Origin of the sequence: Paraburkholderia sp. Ac-20347 (assembly GCF_017104805.1) — a bacterium.
GTDB lineage: Bacteria > Pseudomonadota > Gammaproteobacteria > Burkholderiales > Burkholderiaceae > Paraburkholderia > Paraburkholderia tropica.
The window spans coordinates 1-3,951 of record NZ_JAAGPN010000447.1 but is presented as its reverse complement, the minus strand read 5'-3'; the positions used below and the strand labels follow the sequence as shown (position 1 = coordinate 3,951).

Sequence of the window (3,951 nt, the reverse complement as noted above, 5' to 3'; positions counted from 1 at the left end):
CGCCGTCCGACGCGTGCGCGAGCGCACGATGCCGGCCGCGACCGCCGCCGCCGCGCCGCCGCTCGAACCGCCGGGCGTGTGATCGAGATTCCACGGATTGCGGCACGGGCCGAACAGCTCGGGCTCGGTGTACGGCATCTGCCCGAGTTCCGGCGCGCTGGTCTTGCCGAAGATGTTCAGGCCCGCCGCGCGAATGCGCTGGACCACGGGCGCATCGACGGTGGGAATGTAATGACGATAGTGACGGCTGCCGAGCGTCATGCGCAAACCGGCGACGGCCGCGCCCAGATCCTTGACGAGAAAGGGCACGCCCGCGAGCGGACCTTGCGCGAGCGTCTCGAAGCCGTCGCCGTCGGGCGCGATGTGCTGGGCGCGTTTGCGTGCGCTGTCGTAATCCTTGAGCACGATCGCGTTGATCGCGGGATTGGCCGCTTCGGCGCGCGCGATGGCGGTGTCGAGCAACTCGCGCGGACTCACGTCGCGGCGCTGCACGAGTTCGGCGAGGCCGATGGCGTCGTATTCCAGATAGTCGGACTGCAAGGCGCGCGCTCCCTGTTGGCGTCGTGAGTGAATGCCGCGGCGAGTTTCAGACTCGTCTCGCGGCTGGGCGGGCGAATGCATCGCCCAAAAACAAAACGGCCATTGCAGCGATTCTGCCGCAATGGCCGTTGTCAGGCGATCGACTTAACCGGCGCGATCGCCATGATCGCCTCGACCGGTGTGATTCCGGACGCCTGCTTAGAGATGCTCGGCGAGGAAGCTCAGCGTGCGGCCGTGCGCGAGCACCGACGCGTTCTGGTTGTACGACGCGCGCACCGAGCAGTTGAAGCCGTGATCGGCGCCCGGGTAGATATAGACGTCGGCGTTGTCGCGGCCCGCGAAGCGCTCCTTCACCTGGCCGACCTGATCGAGCGGAATGCCATGATCGAGTTCGCCGTAGTGGAACAGGATCGGCTGCTTGATCTTGTCGGCGAGATCGAGCTGCGTGTGAATGCCGCCGCCGTAGTACGAGACCGCCGCGTCGACCGAACCGCTGCCCGCCGCCATGTAGGCGAGACGGCCGCCGAGGCAGTAGCCGATGGCCGCGACCTTGCCCGTGCACTCGGGCAGCTTGCGCAGCGTGTCGGCGGTCGCCGCGATGTCCTGCACGACGAGGTTGAAGTCGGTGGCTTTCATCAGTTCGATGCCGCGGTCGCGGTCGGCGCCCGTGTATTCGAGTTCGACGCGCGGGGCGCTGCGCCAGAAGATGTCCGGCGCGATCGCGACGTAACCGTCGAGCGCATATTGCTCGACCACGTCACGGATATGGCCGTTCACGCCGAAGATCTCCTGGATGATGACGATGCCAGGACCCTTGCCGCCTTTGGGCAGGGCGAGATAGGCGCCGAAACTGTCCTTGCCGGCGGGAATGTCGATCCATCGAGTCGTTACGCTCACGTTGCTCTCCTTCTTCGCGAATGGGGTGTGCGGCCTGGGCCGGTCAAACGGGGAGCCAGTTTGCCATAGGCGTCGCCCTGCCTGCAGCGTGCGTCGTACTCGCAAGCGGATCGTAATGTTTTTGTTTATTCGAAGCGTGCTGTTCGCACGCGTCGATGCGTGCGCGAACAACCTGAATCCGCTGCGCCGATGATCGGAGTGCAGCGAGTGAATCGGGGATTGCACATGTCATATGCGCGTCATGAATTAAACGAGAGCTGACTTTAAAGCCGCACAGTTATCGAGGAATCCGAACTCAATTCCGGCGCGATGAAAATGCGCAAACGTTGGCTGTTGATCCAGCGTGAAAATCCATTGCCGTCAAGCAGTAAAAAAACCCCCGCGCCTAACTCGCCAAAAATCTCAAAAAATATTCGGGAGCACCCTGGATTTAGCTTTCCGAAGGATTGCAAACGTCTTATTGAAGCCTTGCGGAGCAAGGCGCGGCGGGCCTCTGGCGGGTTTCGCGCGGGGCTCGGGTGAAAGCCTATTGGTACTCGCCCCGATATCTGAAAAAAGTCCCCCAAATTAATTTGATCACCTACACTTGCGCGCAAGTATGGTGCGCGAACGCTGTCACAAACGGCATTCGAAACCATACTGGCCAGGTGCATCAAGGATGCATCCTGCGTGGTCGTCCGACGGGGAGCGACACGTTCGGGGCGCGGGGGCACAGGGCGATTACGTTGCTTTTGGGTTCGAAACTGGAGACTTACATGAATATCAAGCTTCACAAGCTGTTGCCGATCAGCGCAGCAGCCATGCTGTTCGCGTCGTTTGCAACGGCGGCGAGCGCCGACGTCACGGTCAAGATTGGCCACGTTGCGCCGTTGACGGGCGGTATCGCTCACCTGGGCAAAGACAACGAAAACGGCGCGCGTCTCGCAGTCGAAGAGATCAACGCGAAGGGTCTGACGATCGGCGGCCAGAAGGTCACGCTCGCACTCGACGCGCAGGACGACGCGGCTGACCCGCGTACGGCCACGCAGGTCGCCCAGAAGCTCGTCGACGACAAGGTCGTGGCGGTCGTGGGTCACCTGAACTCGGGCACGTCGATTCCGGCTTCGAAGATCTATAGCGATGCAGGCATCGTGCAGATCTCGCCGTCGGCAACGAATCCGGCGTACACGCAACAGGGCTTCAAGACCACGTATCGCGTGGTGGCGACGGACGCGCAACAAGGTCCGGCACTCGCGAACTTCGCGTCGAAGACGCTGAAGGTCAAGAGCGTTGCGATCGTCGACGACTCGACGGCGTATGGCCAGGGTCTCGCGAACGAATTCGAGAAGACCGCCAAGGCGCTCGGCATGAACGTGCTGTCGCATGACGCGACGAACGACAAGGCCGTGGACTTCCGCGCGATTCTCACGAAGATCAAGGGCGAAAACCCCGACGCGATCATGTACGGCGGCATGGACGCCACCGGCGGCCCGTTCGCCAAGCAAGCCAAGCAGCTCGGCCTGCGCGCGAAGGTGCTGGCCGGCGACGGCGTCTGTACCGACAAGCTCTCGGACCTGGCCGGCGACGCGACCGACAATATCGTCTGCTCGGAAGCCGGTATGGCGCTCGAGAAGATGCCGCTTGGCAAGGAGTTCGAAGCAAAGTACGAGAAGCGCTTCGGCCAGCCGATCCAGATCTACGCGCCGTTCACGTATGACGCGGTGTACATCATCGTCGACGCGATGAAGCGCGCCAACTCGACGGATCCGGCCAAGATCCTCGCCGAAATGCCGACGACGGACTACAAGGGCGTGATCGGCGAGACGACCTTCGACTCGAAGGGCGACCTCAAGCACGGCGTGATCTCGCTGTACAACTACAAGTCGGGCAAGAAGTCGCTGCTCGACGTGGTGAAGATGTAAGAGCGACATGCGCGGCGCGGCCTTCGGGCGGCGCGGCGTGACGTGCCGTTCATCGTCATCGATGAAAAAAGCCCGCGGGTCTTTCGACTCGCGGGCTTTTTGTTTGGGCGTTGCCCAATGCTGCCGGATGGAGCGGCGCTGCGAGGCGTCTCGCTCAAATCCCCAGACGCCGCAGCACCTTCGGCGCGGCGAACGCCACCAGCGCGGCGCACAGCGCGACCACCGACAGGCCCACGGTGAGATTCGTTACCTGCGTGATGCCGCCGATCACCACCGGCCCGAACAGCAGCCCGAAGTACGCGATGCCCGCAACGTGCGCGAGCCCTTCGGCCGCGTGGATGCCCTTCACGCGCGCGGCCGCCGCGAACAGCACCGGCATCATGTTCGCGAGGCCGAGACCCATCAGCGTGAAACCCGTGAGCGCGGTGAACGAGAACGGCAGCAACAGCGCGCCGATCATCCCCGCGCAGGCGAGCGACGCGCTCACCATCACGAGCTGCGGTGCGCCGAAGCGCGCGCGCACGGCGTCGCCGGCGAAGCGCGCCACGGCCATGCCGCCCGAGAACGCGGCGTAGGCGGCGCTCGCGAGCGCGGGCGTCGAGAGCACGACGTC

At 63.7% G+C, this 3,951-nt stretch carries 2 protein-coding genes and 2 pseudogenes; 1 reads left to right on the top strand and 3 read right to left on the bottom strand.

The window, feature by feature from the left end; translation table 11 throughout:
- Both G3N97_RS37270 and G3N97_RS37265 read right to left on the bottom strand, forming a co-directional pair.
- Positions 1–540: pseudogene (locus tag G3N97_RS37270) on the bottom strand (amidase); the annotation flags it as partial.
- Positions 541–738: 198 nt separating this feature from the next.
- Positions 739–1,437, bottom strand: coding sequence for a dienelactone hydrolase family protein (locus G3N97_RS37265; protein WP_065061945.1), 699 nt, complete (start codon positions 1,435–1,437; stop codon positions 739–741).
- A 755-nt stretch (positions 1,438–2,192) separates the two neighbouring features.
- Between G3N97_RS37265 and G3N97_RS37260 the strand changes: the two genes are divergently transcribed.
- A complete protein-coding gene (locus G3N97_RS37260) occupies positions 2,193–3,338 on the top strand; it encodes a branched-chain amino acid ABC transporter substrate-binding protein (protein ID WP_205997763.1) in 1,146 nt (381 codons plus the stop codon).
- Between the two features lie 154 nt (positions 3,339–3,492).
- Here G3N97_RS37260 and G3N97_RS37255 read toward each other — a convergent pair.
- A pseudogene (locus G3N97_RS37255) lies at positions 3,493–3,951 on the bottom strand (MFS transporter); the annotation flags it as partial.